Below are 14,669 nucleotides of genomic sequence, written 5' to 3'. Positions count from 1 at the left end.
TAGGAGAGTGTGATGAGCGTCGCCTTCCGTCGCGAGAGTGACGAGGAGCATCTGGAACCCACCTTTGAGATCCCCCTGCCACCCGGTCCCAACTGGGTGACGGCGCGGGGCCTGCGGCTGACGCGGGAGAAGGTGGAGGCGCTGGAAGCGGTCGAGACCGAAGCCATGGCCGCAGAGGACGCGAAGAAGCTGAAGCGCCAACTGCGTTACTGGCGGACCCGGCTGGCGACGGCGGAATTGCGGCCGGTCCCGGATGCGGAGGCCGTGGCCTTCGGCAGCCGCGTCACCTACCGCCTGAACGGCCGGGAAAAGCGGATCGACATCGTCGGCGACGATGAGGCCGAACCGTCGGAAGGCCGCATCGCCTTCTCCGCGCCGCTGGCCCGCGCCATGATGGATGCGGAGGAAGGCGAAACCGTCGATTTCGGCGGGAAGCCGGGCGCGATCACCATCCTGGCGATTGAGGCGATTACAGAAGAATAAGCCCGCCCATGTTCCTGCGCAGGCAGGAACCCAGTTCAGACGGTGGAACTGGGCTCCTGCCTGCGCAGGAGCACGGCGCGCTGCCGGAAAACAAGCCCTCCGGCCGACCGGAGGGCTTTCCTGTCACCCGTTGCGACCGGCCTCGAACAGGAACCAGGCGCGTTCCTCGGCTTCGTCCGTCCAGTCGTCGATAATGCCCTCCGTGGCGTTGTCGCCCGCCTCCGTGGCGGCGGCCTTCGCGGCGCGCAGGGACTCCACCAGCTTCAGATTATCCTCGCGCAATTCGTTCAGCATGTCGCCGGGGCTGACATAATCGGCATCATTGTCGACCAGGGACTGATGGCGCGCAATGTCGCCGATGGAGCGCAGCGTGGTGTTGCCGGTCTTGCGCACCCGCTCCGCGATCAGGTCGGTGGTGGCCAGGATCTGCGTCGCCTGCTCGTCGAACATCAGGTGATAGTCCCGGAAATGCGGGCCGGAGACATGCCAGTGGAAATTCTTGGTCTTGAAATACAGCGCATAGCTGTCCGCGAGCACGCCGTTCAGCGCCTCCGCCACAGACTTGGTGGCGTTGCTGCGCAGGTCCGTCGGGGTCTTGAGATCGGGGGAGGTCATGCTTGGCTCCTGCTGAAGGACTTGGTTTCGGACATATAATGATCCGTGCCCGATATGGTGCCATGAAATGCCGCGATTTTTGCCGGGATAATGCCGGTCAGTGTGATGCAGCCAGTCGATCAGGCGAGATGCAGCGCAGACACCGCCGCCGCCATGCCGGCCAGCAGCACCAGCACCCCGCCGCCCAGCCGGATGCCGCGCAGCGGCAGCGCCTTGAACGTCGGGCCGCGCAGCAGGACGACGGGAACCGTCGCGGCGATGATGCCGATGGCCCCGCCGGCTGCGGCAAGGAAGGGATCGGCGGTCCGCACGGCGATTCCCAGGATCAGGAACTGCGCGCCGTCCCCGAAGCCGAGGATGAAGAGGCCGAGCGCGCTGGTCAAAAAGGGGCCGAGCCGCCAGTTCGCCAGAAGATCGGGCTGTTTCGTCGGCCAGAACATGCCGGCCGCCAGGAAGATCAGCGCCAGCGCCAGGAAAAGCAGCCGCCCGTCGGTCCCCAGCATCGGCGCGATGAAGGCGCCTGCCGCCGCGCCGATGGCGGCATTGGCCAGCGCCGCCGCCACGATTCCCGCGATCACCGCTCCGTCGCGCCGGAAGCGTTCGGCCAGCGCATGCGCCAGCAATTGCCCCTTGTCCCCGGTTTCGGCCAACAAGCAGCCGAGCAGCGCGATCAGCAATGCATCCATTCGGCCGACCGGACGATCAGGCGGTCAGGCGCGCGCCCGGCCCGACCGCCGGCCTGGCGGCGACGGGCATCGCCAGAACCTCCGCCGCCGCCGGCATTTCGGCCGAGATCGCGTCGCGCATCAGGTCGAGATAGGACATGACGACCGGCCCCGCCCCTTGCAGCGAAAGCGCCGATTGCAGGGTGCCGGCCAGGCTTTCCACCCCATCCAGGTGGAAGGCGCGGGCGATATGGCGAATCCGGTCGATCTCGTCGCGCAGCCGCGCGACCGATACATGGCCCCGTTCCCCCGCAAGCCCGTCGACCCGCCTCAGCAGATCGGCAAGAATGGCCAGTATCGGATCATGTCGCATGGAGAAGACTCCCCCGTCCTGTAACTCCGAACTCCCCGATAGACCGGAGCGGGTTAAGGCCGCGTAAAGTGTAGCACAGCCCCCGCGCTGCGGCCACGAGCCTTGACATGGGGCCGAATCTGCCTCATGGGGCACCGCTGAAACGGGGCGGTCCCTTCCTCGAAAGAGATTTGGGGCCGCTCTTCTTTTTCACGATATTCACGACCAGGGACTAAGGCCATGGCCAAGCCAGCAACCGTCAAGATTCGCCTCGTCAGCTCGGCTGACACCGGCTTCTTCTACGTCACCAAGAAGAATCCGCGCACCAAGACCGAGAAGCTGAGCTTCCGGAAATATGATCCCGTCGTGCGCAAGCATGTCGAGTTCAAGGAAGCCAAGATCAAGTGATCTGAGGGCGGTTCGCGCCGCCTGACGACATTTGCGTTCGCGGGCGCATGCTGCCCGAACGAAGAGGCCCGTCCCCCTGGGGGAACGGGCCTTTCCTTGTTTGCCGGTCGGAGCCGGCGATGGATGTCGACGAAGAGGCTGCCGGGGCATGGCCTGATGCCGATCGACATGGCATGTCGCCGCCAGCGATTTCAGTCGAACAATCCATCCTGGACATGGGAAGGGGGATTGAGGCCCAAATGCTTCCAGCCGAGGGCGTTCAGGCAGCGCCCCCGCGCGGTGCGGGCGATCAGGCCAAGCTGGATGAGATAGGGTTCGATCACTTCCTCTATCGTGTCGCGCGCTTCGGAAAGGCCGGCGGCCAGCGTTTCGACACCCACCGGCCCGCCACGATAGATGTCCGCGATCATGGTCAGGTAACGGCGGTCCATCAGGTCCAGGCCGAGATGGTCGACCTCCAGCCGGGTCAGCGCGGCATCGGCCACCTTGGCGTCCACCGCCGCCGCGCCCGCCACATTGGCGAAGTCGCGCACCCGGCGCAGCAGCCGTCCGGCGATGCGCGGCGTCCCCCGCGAGCGCCGGGCGATCTCCACCGCGCCGTCGGACGTGATGGCCAGGTCCAGCAGCCGGGCGGCGCGGCGCACCACCAGTTCCAGCTCGTCGACGGTGTAGAATTGCAACCGCACCGGAATGCCGAAACGGTCGCGCAGCGGCGTCGTCAGCAGCCCCTGCCGCGTGGTCGCGCCGACCAGGGTGAAGGGCGGCAGGTCGATCCGCACCGACCGGGCGGACGGGCCTTCGCCGATCATCAGGTCCAGCGCCCGGTCCTCCATGGCGGGGTAGAGCACTTCCTCGACCGCCGGGTTTAGCCGGTGTATCTCGTCGACGAACAGCACGTCGCCCTCGTCCAGATTGGTGAGCAGCGCGGCCAGATCGCCCGACTTGGCAATGACCGGGCCGGACGTGGCGCGGAAACCCACGCCCATTTCGCGGGCGACGATCTGCGCCAGCGTCGTCTTGCCCAGGCCCGGCGGACCGAAGAAGAGGACATGGTCCAGCGCTTCGCCGCGGCCCTTGGCGGCCTCGATGAAGATGCGCAGATTTTCCCGCGCCGCCTGCTGGCCGATGAATTCCGCCAGCGACTTGGGCCGCAGCGCGGCGTCGGCATCCTCGACGCGACGGGTGGAGGATATGAGGCGGTCCTCGCTCATGCGCGCCCCCCAACCCAATCGTCATGCTGAACTAGTTTCAGCATCCATCGTGCCGCTGGTGCTGATCCAGAGAGGGCAAACCCAACCCAACCGCCAGATCGACCCACCTCGGATTTTCGGTTTCGATCAGATTGATCTTCCACTGCCGATGCCAACGCTTGAGCTGCTTTTCCCGACGGATGGCTTGCTCCATCGTGTCGCACATTTCGAAACGGACGAGATTGTGGACGGCATATCGCCCGGTGAAGCCCGGAACGCCGTTCGTGCGGTGCTGATGCAAGCGTCCCAGCAGGTTCGACGTCACCCCAATATAGATCGTGCCATAGGGCTGGCTGGCGAGGATATAGACGCACGGTTCCTTCATCATTCCTTCCCTTCGGCGCGAGAGGCGGAATGGATGCTGAAACAAGTTCAGCATGACGGGTGGAGAGGGCGATGCTCATCATTTCGTCGCTTTCCTGAGCGCCAGGCGCACCAGCGCATCCAGCGACGCGTCTTCGCCCAGTTCCTCTTCGGCGGCGGCGACGGCGATGCTGGCTTCGGCAGGCTTGAAGCCCAGATTCTGGAGGGCCGAGATCGCATCGGCGCTGTGGCCGCCGGTGGGCAGCGCCGCAAACCCGGCGCCGACCGCCCCGGCCGGCATGGGCGCCGCGCCGATCTTGTCCTTCAATTCATTGGCGATGCGTTGGGCAAGCTTGGGACCGACGCCGTTGGCGCGGGCGATCATCGCCTTGTCGCCGGCCGCCACGGCGCGATGCAGTTCCGCCGGTTCCAGCGCGGAGAGGATGGCCAGCGCCACGCGGGAACCCACGCCCTGCACGCCGGTCAGCAGGCGGAACCAGTCGCGCTCCTCCGCCCGGGCGAAGCCGACCAGGCGGATCGCATCGTCCGACACCAGCATTTCGGTGTGGACCGTCACCGCTTCGCCCACCGGCCCCAGCGCCGCGAGCGTGCGGGAAGAAGCGCCGACCAGATAGCCCACCCCGCCCACATCGATGATGGCATGGTCCAGGCCCGTGCTGTCCAGCCGTCCTTTCAGTTTCGCGATCATGCGCCCCGCCCTTTGGTCATGATCTGTTCTTTAAGGGCGTCTCCGGCGGGGCGCCAGCTAAAAACCGACAAGCAAAGGCACCATTTGCCGGCCCGCGCGTAGAGCAGCCGGCGGGGCCAAGGAAGCGGGGCGAAGGAAGGAGCCGTTTTTCATGTCGATGCAGGCGCCATTGCTGGGCCCCAGGGATTTCGAATATCCCGCGATCATGCTGTCGGGCTATGTCGACCATGGCATGTATCTGCATTTCCGCAATTGCCTTTCGTCCGCGCCGCAGCAGGGGCTGGTGGTGGTGGAGATCGCCACCTTGGGCGGCGACCCGGAAATCGCGCGGATGATGGGGGAGGATATACGCTTCCATTCCGATCTCTATCCCGACCGGCGGCTGGTGTTCCTGGGCAAGACGGCGGTCTATTCGGCGGGCGCGACCTTCATGAGCTTCTTCGCGGCGGAGAACCGCTATCTGGCGCGGGGCACGCGGCTGATGATCCACGAACGCATCATCACGCGGGACATCCATCTGGAAGGACCGCTGTCGACCTGCATCGCTTCGCTCAAGGCCACGCTGCATGAGATAGAGGCGTCGATCTCGATCCAGAATGAAGGTTTCGCCAACCTGATCCTGGGATCGCAGGTTTCCATGGAGGAACTGCTGAACCGCGCGCCGGAGAACTGGTATCTGGAGGCGAGCGAGGCGCAGGCGCTGGGGCTGATCGCGGCCGTGATATAAAGCGCCTTGTGCGGGGCGCGGATTATGCCTTTGATGCGCGCATGAGCCGGTCGCGGATCTTTCCCTGGCGTTATGGCATGTTCCTGGCCCTGCTGGCGAGCATGGCGCCCTTAGGCCTCCTGCTTCCATGGCATGAGGCGGTGATGGCGGGGTTCGACGTCGCGGCGCTGGCGTTCATCCTGTCCGCCTGGCCGCTGCTGGATTCCGATGCGGACGCGATGCGGCGCAAGGCGGAGGAAAACGACGCGAACCGGCGATTGATGCTGCTGCTGACCGCGATCGTGTCGGTGGTGATCCTGGTCGCCGTGGGCGTGGCGGTCAGCCAGCATGGCGGGCCGAGCCGGGCGGCGGTCGCGCTGCTGCTCGCGACGCTGGCGCTGGCCTGGCTGTTTTCCAACCTCGTCTATGCGATGCACTATGCGCACATCTTCTATCTGGACGATGGGAAGGGCGGCGACAGCGGCGGGCTTGATTTTCCCGGCATGCGGGAGCCGGACTATTGGGACTTCCTCTATTTCGCCTTCACATTGGGGATGACGTTCCAGACATCCGACGTGTCGGTGACCAGCCGGAGCATGCGGCAGGCGGCGCTGTTCCATTGCCTGGCCGCATTCCTGTTCAACCTGGGAATATTGGCGTTCACCATCAACGTGCTGGGCGGCGGATAAGCGCGGCTTAAATCCTCCCTACGCGCAGCGTGGGGAGGGGGACCGCCGCCGAAGGCGGTGGTGGAGGGGAAATTTCGGAGGTCGTGCCCCTTTCCCCTCCACCAGCCTTCGGCTGGTCCCCCTCCCCATCTCCCGATGGGGAGGAATAGGATAGCCGCTACCCCCATCCCCCTTCGCCGGTTGTTTACCATTTCCCGCTAGGGCCACGGCATGACCAACCCTGCCGATCCCTGCCCGAAATCAGCCGTCAGCCACGGCGTCGGTATGGCCGGGCTGGTCGGACTGGGGCTTTGGACGCTTGTGGCGCGGCATTATGGGATGAACGGGCCGAATGCGGGCTTTGCCGCCGTCGCCGCCTGCGGCCTGCCGATGGTGCTGTGGTCGCTGCTGGTCGACAAGGTGCATCGCCGCGCATCGACCGGGATCGACTGGACCGCGCCTGCGCGGCCATGGCGGGCCGTGCTGGATGTCAGCATCGTCAAGATCGCCGGCCTGTGGGCCACCTGGCTTGCCATCGCGGTCTTCTATTGCATCGCCCGCTGGTATTGGAGCGGGGATTATCGCCTTTCCATGAATGTGCTGATGGGCGCGGCGCCATGGCTGCTGGCGGCGTCGGTGCCCTATGTGATCTGGCTGGACCGGCGCCTGATCGAGCCGAGGGACGCCAGCCATGCCTTCGGCCAATGGGTGATCGGCGGGGCCGCCGGCGCGCCGGACAAGGCCGAGGTCGCCCATCATGCCCGCGCCTGGGCGGTGAAGGGCTTTTTCCTCGCCTTCATGCTGTCGATCGTGCCGGGCAATTTCACCAGCGTGGTCGATTGGCGGATCGAGGAGGCGTTCGGCCATCCCGTGGCGCTGGCCAGTTTCCTGATCGCGGTCATGTTCATGATCGACGTCTGCATGGCGACCGTCGGCTATATGCTGACGATGAAGCCGCTGGATTCGCATATCCGCACGGCCAATCCATTATTGGCCGGGTGGGTGGCGGCGCTGATCTGCTATCCGCCCTTCGTGCTGATGGGCAATGGCGGCCCGATCGATTATCATGCGGGCGGGGCTGAATGGGATGTCTGGACGCGGGGGCATGAGGCCCTGCAATGGCTGCTGGGCGGCTGGCTGGTGTTGCTGACCGCCATCTATGCCTGGGCGACGGTGGCTTTCGGGCTGCGTTTCTCCAACCTGACACATCGGGGGATCCTGACCCATGGGCCGTATCGCTGGACGCGGCATCCGGCCTATCTGTCGAAAAATCTGTTCTGGTGGTTTTCCGCCCTGCCTTTCCTGAGCCTGTCGGGCAGCCTGACCGACGTGGTGCGGAACTGCGCGCTGCTGGGCGTAACCAACGCGGTCTATTATTGGCGCGCGAAGACCGAGGAGGCGCATTTGGGCGCCGATCCGGAATATCGCGCCTATAGCGACTGGATGGAACGCAATGGCGCCGTACCGCGCTTCTTCGCGTGGATTGCGGGGCGGAAGTCCGTGGGGCTGGCGCAGCCTGCCGAATGAGCGGCACGCAACACCCCCAACCGCGCCGGACCAGCGGCGCGGGACAGGCCGCCTATCCTTCTCCGGCAGGGAGAGGACAGAGGATCAGAAACTTTCCTCGGCATAGATCTGGCTGAGGTCGCCCTTCCACTCCCCATGGTAGCGGGCGAGCAGGCGTTCGGCGTGGGTCCGGCCGGAGGCGACGACCTCGTCCAGCGGGGCCAGATAGCCGGTCTCATTGTCGCCTGAGGCATTGAGCCGGGCGCGGGCCGAAAGGCCACCGCGGGCGATGTCCAGCACTTCACCCGCTATGTCGCGCAGCTTGCGGTTGCCGGCAATGGGCGCATCCAGCGCCAGTTTCGGCACGGAATCGCGCAGAACCTGCCGCTCCTCCATGCTCCAGTCCTTGACCAGATCCCAGGCGGCGTCCAGCGCGCCCTCGTCATAGAGCAGCCCGACCCACAAAGCCGGCAACGCGCAGATGCGGTTCCACGGCCCGCCGTCCGCGCCGCGCATTTCCAGAAAACTCTTCATCCGCACTTCGGGGAAGGCGGTGGACAGATGGTCCTCCCAATCCTTCTCCGTCGGCTTCTCGCCCGGAAGGGCGGGCAGCCTGCCATTCAGGAAGTCCCGGAAGCTCTGGCCCGCCGCGTCGACATAGCGGCCGTCGCGGTAGACGAAATACATCGGCACATCGAGCGCATAGTCGGCATAGCGTTCATAGCCGAAGCCGTCCTCGAACACGAAGGGCAGCATGCCGGTGCGGCCGGGGTCGGTATCCGACCAGATATGGCTGCGATAGGACAGGAAGCCGTTGGGCTTGCCCCCGGTGAAGGGGGAATTGGCGAACAGCGCCGTCGCCAGCGGTTGCAGGGCGAGGGAGACGCGGAACTTCTTGACCATGTCCGCCTCGCTGCCATAGTCGAGGTTGGTCTGGATGGTGCAGGTGCGCAGCATCATGTCCAGGCCCAGCGACCCCACGCGCGGCATGTGGCGCAGCATGATGTCGTAGCGCCCCTTGGGCATGATGGGCAGTTCTTCGCGGCTCTTGTCGGGCCACATGCCCAGGCCCAGAAAGCCCAGGCCCAGCATGTCGCCCACATATTTCACCTGCTCCAGATGGCGGCTCGTCTCCGCGCAGGTCTGGTGCAGATTTTCCAGCGGCGCGCCCGACAGTTCCAACTGCCCCGCCGGTTCCAGGCTGATGGTGCCGTCGGCGCCGCTGAGGGCGATGATATTCTCCCCCTCGAACACCGGATTCCAGCCATAGCGGGTCAGCCCGATCAGCAGCGTGTGGATGCCGCCCCGCTCGTCATAGCTGGGGGCGTGATGATCCTTGCGGCTGTAGACGAATTTCTCATGCTCGGTGCCGATGCGCCAGCGATCCTTAGGCTTTGCGCCCTTGGCGAAGGCCGCGATCAATTGCTCGCGGCTCTCGATGACGGGATCGATCCCTCCTGAGTCGGTTCTGGTGCTCATGCCCCGCCTTAATCTTTCCCCCGCCTGCGTCAAAGGCGCAACGTTCGGCGCTCAGATAAGCTGCGTCGATGAAGGCTTCAATCCGGTTGCGGAAGAAAACGATATTCCTTGATTATTGTACAGCGCGCTCCTGCGAAGGCAGGGGCGCAAACGGCCAAAGCTATCGCCAGTCCCCGTTGATCGTCATCCACGCGCTCGTCGCGGCGATAGCGGCGGTTTCGGCGCGTAAAATGCGCGGACCCAGCGAAACCGGGATAGCCTTCGCCACCCTGCGGATCGCTTCGCGCTCGGCGGGGTCGAAGCCGCCTTCGGGGCCGATCAGGAAGGCGGCGGGGCCGGGATGGGCCTTGAGCGTATCCGCCAGCGGTTCGCCCCCGCTTTCATCCGCGAAGAAAAGCCAGCGTCCGTCGGGCCAATCCCTCAGCAGCGCGTCGAGCTTCGCCATTTGCCCCAGTTCGGGAAGCGCCGTGCGCCCGCATTGTTCGGCCGCCTCCACCAGATGGGCATGGAGCCGGTCGAGGTTGAGCTTGTCCACCACGGCGCGGCGGGTGAGCACGGGCTGGAGCCGCGCCACGCCCAATTCGCAGGCCTTTTCCGCGACCAGGTCGATGCGCCCCTTCCGGATCGGCGCGCAGCAGAGCCAGAAATCGGGGACGTCCTCCGGCGACCTGGTCCGGCTGACCACCTCCAGCACCAGGTCGCGCTTGCGGATGTCGCGGGCCTTGGCCGCCCATTCGCCCGAGCGGCCGTCGAACAGCAGGACGATGTCGTCCGCCTTCACCCGCATGACGCTGATGAGGTAATGGGCAGGGTTGCCGTCGACCGGCACGGAAACGCCCTCGCCCAGTTGCGTTTCGACATGGAGGCGCGGCGCGCTTTGCGGCGGCCAGGCGGGGGTTGCGGTCATCAAAAAATCCATCATCCGTTCGGGCGGAGCCTGTCGAAGCCCATTTTTTCCTTCTAGAGAAGAACGGTCCTTCGACAAGATCAGGACGAACGGAGTAAATGTGACAAGCAGCATCGTTCCCGACAGCGAAGCCCGCGGCCTGGTCGCCCGCTTGCCGGACCTTCCCAGGGCTCTCGCCCTGCTGGCGCGGTTCGACCGGCCGATCGGCTGGTGGCTGCTGTTCTGGCCGGGGGCCTGGGCGGTGGCGCTGGCGGGGGGCGCCGGGCAGCGCTGGCCGCTGATCCTGTGGCTGCTGCTGGGCAGCGTCGCCATGCGCGGGGCGGGATGCGTGTTCAACGACATTGTCGACCGCGACCTCGACCGGCAGGTGGCGCGCACCGCATCGCGCCCGCTGGCGAGCGGTGCGGTGTCGCTGAGGACGGCGTGGATATGGCTGCTGTCCCTCTGCCTGGTCGGGCTGGCGGTGCTGCTCCAACTGCATCCATATGCGCAGGTCGTGGCCCTGGGCTCGCTGGCGCTGGTGGCGGCCTATCCCTTCATGAAGCGAATCACCGGCTGGCCGCAAATCTGGCTGGGGCTGGTCTTTTCCTGGGCCGCGCTGGTCGGATGGAGCGAGGTGGCGGGAACCCTCGCCATGCCGGGATTGTTGCTCTATGGCGGCTGCATCGTCTGGGTGGTGGGCTATGACACCATCTATGCCTTGCAGGATCGGGAGGACGACGCGCTGATCGGCATCGGATCAAGCGCCCTGTCCATGGGCAGGCATGTGCGGGCGGGCGTGGCGCTTTGCTACGCGCTGGCCCTGGCGCTGTGGGGCGGCGCGATCTGGCAGGTCCGGCCGCAGGGCCTGGCGCTGGCGGCGCTGCTGCCGATGGCGGCGCATCTGGCCTGGCAGGTCGCAACTTTGAAGGAGGACGGCATGGATCCCCTGGCCAAATTCCGCTCCAATCGCTTTGCGGGATTGCTGATGTTCCTGGGCTGCCTGGTGGTGGGCAGCGCATGAGCGGCCCGCGCGAGGGGGAGGATTGCTGGCGGATCGCGCGAGCGCTGAAGGCCAGCGTAATCGTCGATGCGGACGCCTATTTCCGCCATGCCCGCGCCGCGATGATGAAGGCGAAGCGGCGGATCATGCTGATCGGCTGGGATTTCGACGCCGCCATCACGCTGATCCGCGAGGATGAGGCGAGCGACGGCGCGCCGACGGTGATCGGGGACTTCATAAGCTGGCTGGTGGAGCGGACGCCAGAGCTGGAAATCTTCCTGCTGCGCTGGGACGTGGGGGCGATGAAGTCGATGGCGCGGCCGTCCAACCTGTTCACCACGGTCCGCTGGATGGTCAATCCGCGGATCACGGTGAAGCTGGACAGCCATCACCCGACCGCCGCCTCCCATCATCAGAAGATCGTGGTGATCGACGATTGCTTCGCCTTTTGCGGCGGGATCGACATGACCGGCGACCGCTGGGACACGCGGCATCACCGCGACGGGGAACCGTGGCGGCGGCATCCGGACGGATCGCCCTATGGTCCCTGGCATGATGCGACCACGGCCTTGCAGGGCCCCGTGGCGGCGGCGCTGGGGCAACATGCGCGGGCGCGGTGGAAGGGCGCGGGCGGCGGGGAACTGCCGCCGGTCGAAGGCCAGCAGGATTGCTGGCCCGATGCGCTGCCGGTGCAGTTCGAGGATGTGGACATCGCCATATCCCGTTCCGCGCCGGAGATGGAGGATCAGGAACCGCTGATCGAGATCGAGCGGCTCTATGTGAACCAGATCGCGGCGGCGCGGCGCCATATCTACGCGGAGAGCCAATATTTCGCCTCCCGCCGCATTGCAGAGGCGATCGCGGCGCGGCTGGCGGAAGAGGACGGGCCGGAAATCGTCATCGTCAATCCGGAGCAGGCCGACGGCTGGCTGGAGCAGCAGGCGATGGACACGGCCCGCGCCCGGCTGTTCGAGGCGCTGAAGGCGCGGGACGTCCATGGCCGGTTCCGGCTCTATCATCCCTTCACGGCGCGGGGGGAGCCGATCTATGTCCATGCCAAGATATTGATCGTCGACGACCGGGTGCTGCGCGTCGGATCGTCCAACATGAACAACCGATCGATGCGGCTCGACACCGAATGCGACGTGACGATCGACGCGGCGCTGCCCGCCAATGCAGGGCGGGAAGATGCGATCCGCGCCATTCGCGACGATCTGATCGCGGAGCATCTCGACCTGCCGGTCGAGCGGGTGGCGGCGGTAATTGCCGAACAGGGGCTGATCGCCGCCATCGAACAGCTGCGCGACAGGCCGGGACGGACCTTGCGGCCCTATGTGACGCCGGATCTGAACGGCGTGCAGGCATGGCTGGCGGACAATGAGGCGCTCGATCCGGAAGGACCGGGCGAAATGCTGGAGCCGATAACAGAGCGCGGACTTTTCCGGCGGATGCGGGGATGGATGGAGGGGGGATAGCTCTCTTTTCCGTCATTCCCGCTTCCGCGGGAATGACGGTTACTAAAATAGGATCAGCTATTCCGCTGCCAGAAGGGCCTCCGCGCCGCCCAGATTGACCGAAACCAGCCGACTGACGCCCCGTTCCACCATGGTCACGCCGAACAGCCGGTGCATGCGCGCCATCGTCACCGCATTATGGCTGACGATGAGGTATCGCGTGTCGGTCTGCCCTACCATGGCGTCGAGCAGGTCGCAGAAACGCTCGACATTGGCGTCGTCCAGCGGCGCGTCGACTTCATCCAGGACGCAGATCGGCGCGGGGTTCGTCAGGAACAGTCCGAAGATCAGGGCGACGGCGGTCAGCGCCTGTTCTCCGCCGGAAAGCAGGGTCAGCGCCGCCAGCTTCTTGCCCGGCGGCTGGGCCATGATCTCCAGACCCGCCTCCAGCGGATCGTCGCTGTCGATCAGTTCCAGATGCGCCTGGCCGCCGTTGAACAGGGTGGTGAACAGGCGGCGGAAATGCCCGTCCACCGCCTCGAACGCGGCGAGCAGGCGCTGCCGCCCCTCCCTGTTCAAGCTGCCGATGGAGCCGCGCAGGCGGTTGATCGCCTGGCTCAGTTCCTCGCTTTCGGCGCGGCTGTTGGCCTGGGTCGCTTCCAGCTCCTCCAGTTCCTGCGCGGCGACGAGGTTGACAGGGCCGATGCGCTCCCGCTCGGTGACGAGGCGGTCATGTTCGGCCTGTTCGCTCTGGGCGATGCGGATGTCGGCGCTGGCGAAACCCAGTTTTTCCGGCAGGACCGGCGGCGGGCACTCGAAACGTTCGCCGGAAAGGCGGTTGGTTTCGACCCGCTTCTCTTCGGCGGCCTCGGCGCGAGCGGCGGCGGTGGCGCGCGCTTCGCGGGCGGTGGCCAGCGCTTCGCCCGCCTGGGCTGCGCGCTGTTCGGCGGTGCGGAGCGCGGCTTCGGCTTCGCTTTCCTCGCGGCGGGCGGTGTCTGCGGCCTGCGTCAATGTATCGCCCTGCTCGCTCAAAGCGGCGATGGCGGCGGCCAGGCTGTCCGGCTGGTCCGCGATCTCGGCCCGTTCCTTCGCTATGGCCTCGCCGCGCTCGACCATGGCGGCGATGCGCTTGGCCGCTTCGCCGGCGCGGGCGCGCCAGCCCCTGGCCTCCGCGTCGGCGGCGGCCACGCGCTCGCAGTCGCTGGCCAATGCGCGGTCGGCCAGAGCCTGATCGGCCTGTAGCTGGCTGACGGCCAGCCGGGCCTTCTCGCTCGCCTGCTGCAGCGCGGCGACCTGGGCGCGGGTTTCCTCGCCATCGGGCATGGCGGCGCGGCCGGCCTGCGCCTTGTCATACTCGGCCTGCGCGGCATGCAGGTCGGCGCGGGCTTCGCTCAACCGTTCCTCTATCGCCTCGCGGCGCCCGCTCAGCCGTTCCAGCGCGGTGGCGGCCTCGTCGGCGGCGCGCAGGGCGGTGCGTAGCCGCTGGTCCGCATCCGCAAGCCGGGCGCGGCCGGCAGCCAGCGTCTGGCCAGCCTCCCGCTCGCGTCCCGAAGCCGCGTCCTGCGCGGCGCGGGCAGTCTCGACCTCGGCTTCGGCGGCGGGCCGGGCGGCGGCAATGGCTTCCAGGCGGTTGAGCCGGATCAACCGCTCGGCGGCCGCGGCCCCGCCCTCTATGGCGACATAGCCGTCCCAACGGCGAAGCTGCCCGTCCCTGGTGACGAGCCGCTGGCCGACCGCAAGGGCCTGGCCTTCGTCTCCATCCGCGACCGCGACCTGCGCCAGGCGGCGGGCAAGTTCGGGCGGCGCGGATACATGGGCGGAAAGGGCGGTGCAGCCTTCGGGCAAGGGCGGGTCGCTGGCGAGCGCGGCGGCGCCGGTCCATCGCCGCTTGCCTTCGGCCGCGATGGGCGCTTCCAGATCGTCCCCCAGCGCCGCCGCGAGAGCGCGTTCATAGCCCGGAGCCGCCTTCAGCCGGTCGAGTGCCCGACTTCGATTGCCCGTGCCGCTGTCGACGGCGCGCCGGAGCGCGGCGGCTTCGCTATCCAGGGCGGCAAGGGTGGCGCGAGCGGACGACAAGGCGGCTTCGGCGACAGCCCGCGCCTCGGCAGCCTCGGCGCGGCTGGTCTCGGCGGAGCGGATCGCGGCTTCGGCCGCGTCGCGATCCCCGCCGGCCTGCTGCTGG

At 66.7% G+C, this 14,669-nt stretch carries 15 protein-coding genes and 1 pseudogene; 7 read left to right on the top strand and 9 right to left on the bottom strand.

Annotated elements, in window-relative coordinates:
- Nucleotides 1-12 precede the first annotated feature (12 nt).
- Nucleotides 13-483 carry a GreA/GreB family elongation factor gene (locus tag L286_RS39400; RefSeq protein ID WP_020820310.1) on the top strand — a complete coding sequence of 157 codons (471 nt, stop codon included), beginning with the start codon at nucleotides 13-15 and terminating at the stop codon, nucleotides 481-483.
- Between the two features lie 123 nt (nucleotides 484-606).
- Here the strand turns inward: L286_RS39400 and L286_RS39395 are convergent, their stop codons facing one another.
- The 3 genes from L286_RS39395 to L286_RS39385 all read right to left on the bottom strand — a co-directional run bounded on the left by L286_RS39395 (nucleotide 607) and on the right by L286_RS39385 (nucleotide 2,136).
- Nucleotides 607-1,098 (bottom strand): Dps family protein, encoded by a 492-nt coding sequence (locus L286_RS39395; RefSeq protein WP_020820311.1) that lies wholly within the window; start codon nucleotides 1,096-1,098, stop codon nucleotides 607-609.
- 119 nt (nucleotides 1,099-1,217) lie between these two features.
- A complete protein-coding gene (locus tag L286_RS39390) occupies nucleotides 1,218-1,784 on the bottom strand; it encodes a TMEM165/GDT1 family protein (protein ID WP_021223668.1) in 567 nt (188 codons plus the stop codon).
- 16 nt (nucleotides 1,785-1,800) lie between these two features.
- Nucleotides 1,801-2,136, bottom strand: coding sequence for a hypothetical protein (locus L286_RS39385; RefSeq protein WP_020820313.1), 336 nt, complete (start codon nucleotides 2,134-2,136; stop codon nucleotides 1,801-1,803).
- A gap of 219 nt (nucleotides 2,137-2,355) precedes the next feature.
- On the opposite strand from L286_RS39385, the gene rpmG reads away from it, so the two are divergent.
- Nucleotides 2,356-2,523, top strand: coding sequence for a 50S ribosomal protein L33 (gene rpmG / locus L286_RS39380; protein WP_007687342.1), 168 nt, complete (start codon nucleotides 2,356-2,358; stop codon nucleotides 2,521-2,523).
- 191 nt (nucleotides 2,524-2,714) lie between these two features.
- Here rpmG and ruvB read toward each other — a convergent pair whose 3' ends face one another.
- The 3 genes from ruvB to ruvA all read right to left on the bottom strand — a co-directional run bounded on the left by ruvB (nucleotide 2,715) and on the right by ruvA (nucleotide 4,785).
- Nucleotides 2,715-3,734 (bottom strand): Holliday junction branch migration DNA helicase RuvB, encoded by a 1,020-nt coding sequence (ruvB, locus tag L286_RS39375; protein WP_007687344.1) that lies wholly within the window; start codon nucleotides 3,732-3,734, stop codon nucleotides 2,715-2,717.
- Between the two features lie 37 nt (nucleotides 3,735-3,771).
- Nucleotides 3,772-4,098, bottom strand: coding sequence for a GIY-YIG nuclease family protein (locus tag L286_RS39370; RefSeq protein ID WP_013038760.1), 327 nt, complete (start codon nucleotides 4,096-4,098; stop codon nucleotides 3,772-3,774).
- Nucleotides 4,099-4,176: 78 nt separating this feature from the next.
- Nucleotides 4,177-4,785, bottom strand: a complete 609-nt coding sequence (gene ruvA / locus L286_RS39365; protein WP_020820315.1) for a Holliday junction branch migration protein RuvA — start codon at nucleotides 4,783-4,785, stop codon at nucleotides 4,177-4,179.
- A 151-nt stretch (nucleotides 4,786-4,936) separates the two neighbouring features.
- On the opposite strand from ruvA, the gene L286_RS39360 reads away from it, so the two are divergent.
- From L286_RS39360 to L286_RS39350, 3 genes are all read left to right on the top strand, one after another.
- Nucleotides 4,937-5,512 carry a hypothetical protein gene (locus L286_RS39360; protein ID WP_007687351.1) on the top strand — a complete coding sequence of 192 codons (576 nt, stop codon included), beginning with the start codon at nucleotides 4,937-4,939 and terminating at the stop codon, nucleotides 5,510-5,512.
- Nucleotides 5,513-5,553: 41 nt separating this feature from the next.
- The gene (locus L286_RS39355; RefSeq protein ID WP_025161002.1) at nucleotides 5,554-6,180 is read left to right on the top strand and encodes a DUF1345 domain-containing protein; all 627 of its coding nucleotides are present in this window, start codon (nucleotides 5,554-5,556) and stop codon (nucleotides 6,178-6,180) included.
- A 210-nt stretch (nucleotides 6,181-6,390) separates the two neighbouring features.
- The gene (locus L286_RS39350) at nucleotides 6,391-7,686 is read left to right on the top strand and encodes a methyltransferase family protein (RefSeq protein WP_025161003.1); all 1,296 of its coding nucleotides are present in this window, start codon (nucleotides 6,391-6,393) and stop codon (nucleotides 7,684-7,686) included.
- 84 nt (nucleotides 7,687-7,770) lie between these two features.
- On the opposite strand, the gene L286_RS39345 is transcribed toward L286_RS39350, so the two are convergent.
- Both L286_RS39345 and L286_RS39340 read right to left on the bottom strand, forming a co-directional pair.
- Complete coding sequence (locus tag L286_RS39345) at nucleotides 7,771-9,144, bottom strand: glutamate--cysteine ligase (RefSeq protein ID WP_020820318.1); 1,374 nt, start codon at nucleotides 9,142-9,144, stop codon at nucleotides 7,771-7,773.
- Nucleotides 9,145-9,304: 160 nt separating this feature from the next.
- A complete protein-coding gene (locus L286_RS39340; protein WP_025161004.1) occupies nucleotides 9,305-10,051 on the bottom strand; it encodes a 16S rRNA (uracil(1498)-N(3))-methyltransferase in 747 nt (248 codons plus the stop codon).
- A 100-nt stretch (nucleotides 10,052-10,151) separates the two neighbouring features.
- Here L286_RS39340 and ubiA point away from each other — a divergent pair, with 100 nt between their 5' ends.
- Nucleotides 10,152-11,054, top strand: coding sequence for a 4-hydroxybenzoate octaprenyltransferase (ubiA, locus tag L286_RS39335; protein WP_020820320.1), 903 nt, complete (start codon nucleotides 10,152-10,154; stop codon nucleotides 11,052-11,054).
- Nucleotides 11,051-12,508: a phospholipase D-like domain-containing protein gene (locus tag L286_RS39330; protein ID WP_020820321.1), complete on the top strand. Its 1,458-nt coding sequence runs from the start codon at nucleotides 11,051-11,053 to the stop codon at nucleotides 12,506-12,508. Before ubiA ends, L286_RS39330 begins: the two co-directional genes overlap by 4 nt.
- 57 nt (nucleotides 12,509-12,565) lie before the next feature.
- On the opposite strand, the pseudogene L286_RS39325 reads toward L286_RS39330, so the two are convergent.
- Nucleotides 12,566-14,669, bottom strand: a pseudogene (locus tag L286_RS39325) (chromosome segregation protein); the annotation flags it as partial.

The sequence above is a fragment of the Sphingobium sp. HDIP04 genome, from assembly GCF_000445085.1.
Taxonomy (GTDB): domain Bacteria; phylum Pseudomonadota; class Alphaproteobacteria; order Sphingomonadales; family Sphingomonadaceae; genus Sphingobium; species Sphingobium indicum.
This window is presented reverse-complemented; position numbering and strand designations above follow the sequence as displayed.

Bases quoted from the DNA above. Each gene is read 5' to 3' on its own strand.
- L286_RS39400 (WP_020820310.1), top strand. From the start codon at position 13: ATGAGCGTCGCCTTCCGTCGCGAGAGTGACGAGGAGCATCTGGAACCC.
- L286_RS39395 (WP_020820311.1), bottom strand. From the start codon at position 1,098: ATGACCTCCCCCGATCTCAAGACCCCGACGGACCTGCGCAGCAACGCC.
- L286_RS39390 (WP_021223668.1), bottom strand. From the start codon at position 1,784: ATGGATGCATTGCTGATCGCGCTGCTCGGCTGCTTGTTGGCCGAAACC.
- L286_RS39385 (WP_020820313.1), bottom strand. From the start codon at position 2,136: ATGCGACATGATCCGATACTGGCCATTCTTGCCGATCTGCTGAGGCGG.
- rpmG (WP_007687342.1), top strand. From the start codon at position 2,356: ATGGCCAAGCCAGCAACCGTCAAGATTCGCCTCGTCAGCTCGGCTGAC.
- ruvB (WP_007687344.1), bottom strand. From the start codon at position 3,734: ATGAGCGAGGACCGCCTCATATCCTCCACCCGTCGCGTCGAGGATGCC.
- L286_RS39370 (WP_013038760.1), bottom strand. From the start codon at position 4,098: ATGAAGGAACCGTGCGTCTATATCCTCGCCAGCCAGCCCTATGGCACG.
- ruvA (WP_020820315.1), bottom strand. From the start codon at position 4,785: ATGATCGCGAAACTGAAAGGACGGCTGGACAGCACGGGCCTGGACCAT.
- L286_RS39360 (WP_007687351.1), top strand. From the start codon at position 4,937: ATGTCGATGCAGGCGCCATTGCTGGGCCCCAGGGATTTCGAATATCCC.
- L286_RS39355 (WP_025161002.1), top strand. From the start codon at position 5,554: ATGAGCCGGTCGCGGATCTTTCCCTGGCGTTATGGCATGTTCCTGGCC.
- L286_RS39350 (WP_025161003.1), top strand. From the start codon at position 6,391: ATGACCAACCCTGCCGATCCCTGCCCGAAATCAGCCGTCAGCCACGGC.
- L286_RS39345 (WP_020820318.1), bottom strand. From the start codon at position 9,144: ATGAGCACCAGAACCGACTCAGGAGGGATCGATCCCGTCATCGAGAGC.
- L286_RS39340 (WP_025161004.1), bottom strand. From the start codon at position 10,051: ATGACCGCAACCCCCGCCTGGCCGCCGCAAAGCGCGCCGCGCCTCCAT.
- L286_RS39330 (WP_020820321.1), top strand. From the start codon at position 11,051: ATGAGCGGCCCGCGCGAGGGGGAGGATTGCTGGCGGATCGCGCGAGCG.